The sequence below is a fragment of the Streptomyces sp. NPDC029216 genome (assembly GCF_040648015.1).
Taxonomy (GTDB): domain Bacteria; phylum Actinomycetota; class Actinomycetes; order Streptomycetales; family Streptomycetaceae; genus Streptomyces.
In genome coordinates, this window is the sequence record NZ_JBEZWL010000294.1 from 1 (window position 1) to 2,313 (window position 2,313).

Sequence of the window (2,313 nt, forward strand, 5' to 3'; positions counted from 1 at the left end):
TGCTCCGGGCTGGGGGCCCGGATGCCGCGCGCCGCCTCCCGTACGGCACTCGCGCGCAGCGGCTGCGTCGGCTCCCCGCCGGCCGGGCCGTGCTCCTCGTCCGGCTCGGCCCCGGCGGCCGGCGGCGCGGCTTCGACGGCGCCCTGGAGCAGGGAGACCGGCAGCAGCACCACGGCGGTGGTGCCCCCGTACGGCGAGGGCCGGAGGTGCACCTGGATGCCGTGGCGGGCCGAGAGCCGGCTGACCACGAAGAGCCCGAGGCGGTCGCTGTCGAAGAGGTCGAGGTCCTCGGACTGCTCGATGCGCCGGTTGGCCTCGGCGAGGGCCTCGCGGCCCATGCCGAGCCCCCGGTCCTCGACCTCCAGCACGTAGCCGGCGCCGACGGGCTCGCCGCTGACCCGGACCTTCGTGTGCGGCGGGGAGAACTGGGCGGCGTTCTCGATCAGTTCGGCCAGGAGGTGGGTGAGGTCGGCGACCGATCCCCCGGCCACGGAGGTCTCGGCGAGCCCGCGCACCTCGACGCGCGGGTAGTCCTCGATCTCGGAGACGGCCGCGCGCACGACGTTCGTCAGCGGCACCGGCATCCGCCAGGCCCGGCCCGGGGCGGCGCCCGAGAGGATGATCAGGCTCTCCGCGTGGCGGCGCATCCGCGTGGTGAGGTGGTCGAGCCGGAAGAGGTCGCCGAGCTCGCCCGGGGCGTCGGCCCGGCGCTCCATCGAGTCGAGCAGGCTGAGCTGCTTGTGGACCAGGACCTGGCTGCGGCGGGCGAGGTTGACGAACACGCCGCTCACCCCGCTGGCGAGCTCGGCCCGTTCGACGGCGGCGCTGAGGGCGGCCCGGTGGACGGTGGCCAGGGCATCACCCACCTGGGTGATCTCGTCCTCGGCGGGCGGGCCGGAGGGGGCTTCGGCCTCGATGTCGATCTCGTCGGCCCGGCCCGCCCGGATCCGGTCCATGGCCTGCGGGAGCTTGCGGTGGGCGATCTCCAGGGCGGAGTTGCGCAGCGAGACCAGCTCCACGACCAGGAAGCGGCCGATGCGGACGGAGATGACGAGCGAGACGGCGACGGCGGCCAGGCCCAGCAGCACGGCGGCGCCGGCCGGGCTGAGCGCGGCTTCGGCGAGCGGGCCGGCACGTCCGGTGGTCTCGGCGTGCGCGGCCTGCCGGATCTCGCGCATCGAGCTGCTGACGCTGCCGTACGCGCCGTCCCATCCCGGGGGCGTGCCCCGGGGCTCCTTCGCGGCGGAGGCGCCGGCGCCCGCACCCGGTCCCGCGCCCGTCGCCGTCCCCGTGCCGGCCGGCGTCAGGGCCTTGTCCTCGGCACCGGTGAGCTCGGTGTACGCGGCGCTCTTCGCCACGGACTCCCACACCGCCCGCTGCCCGGCGGGCAGGTCCCCCGCACCGGCCGCGGTGAGGGTGCGGCGCGATTCCACGGTGCCGGTCAGGCGGCGCTGCGCCTCGGCGGTGCGGGTGCCCGGCAGGGCGAGCAGGGCGTCCTCGCGGGAGAGCAGTTCGGCGGCCCGGGCGAACTCCAGCAGGACCCGGGCGTCCGGCCCGAGTTCGGCGTCCCGGCCGCCGGTCAGGGCGCCCTCGACGGCGAGGGCGGAGTCGGCCACGCGGGTGTACGTCTCGTAGGCGCCGTCCGGGGTGGCACGGCGGCCGGCGACGTCCTTGCGGGCGGAGCCGAGGGCCTCCGCGTCGGCGACGAAGGCGGCGAGCCGGACGACCACGTCGGTGCGGTAGTCGCCGGAGTCGGCGACGGTGTGGCTGTCGCCGAGGCGCAGCCGCTGTACGGCCCCGTCGGTGCGCCGGGCCTGCTGTTCGAGGGCGGAGGCCTGGTCGGAGGCGGGGTCGGCCAGGAAGCGGACGGCGGCGCGGCGTTCGGCCTGGATCTCGGTGAGGGCGGCGGCGACGGGCGTGCGTATCTCGGCGTCGACCTGCCGGACGCGGCCGAGCCGGGCGATGTCCTGGGCGGTGCTCACGGTGGCGAAGCCCCAGAGGGCGAGCAGGGAGACCACCGGGACCATCAGCAGCGAGACGATCTTCGCGCGGACGGTCGCGGGCCGCAGCCGCAGCCCCGGCCGGGCCGTGGCCGCGTCACCTGCGCCGGGGAACCCGACCCCGGCCGCCTCCTCGGCGGGGGGACCCGCGTGGGCGCGGCGGCCGCGCGACGGGGGCGCGGGTTCCGGTCTGCTGCGGGGTGTGCGCATGGGCTCCTCGTTCCGGGGCGGTACGTCTGGACGGGGCGCGGGGCTCAGCGGGAGCGCGCCGGACGGGGGCGGGAGCGCGCCGGACGGGGGGCGGCGGCCCGGG

1 protein-coding gene is annotated in these 2,313 nt (G+C 77.6%); it reads right to left on the reverse strand.

All coding sequences use genetic code 11. From position 1 onward, the window contains the following. On the reverse strand, positions 1–2,210 hold a 2,210-nt coding region (locus AB0F18_RS39070), incomplete at its 3' end, for a nitrate- and nitrite sensing domain-containing protein (RefSeq protein WP_362070266.1). Positions 2,211–2,313 lie beyond the last annotated feature (103 nt).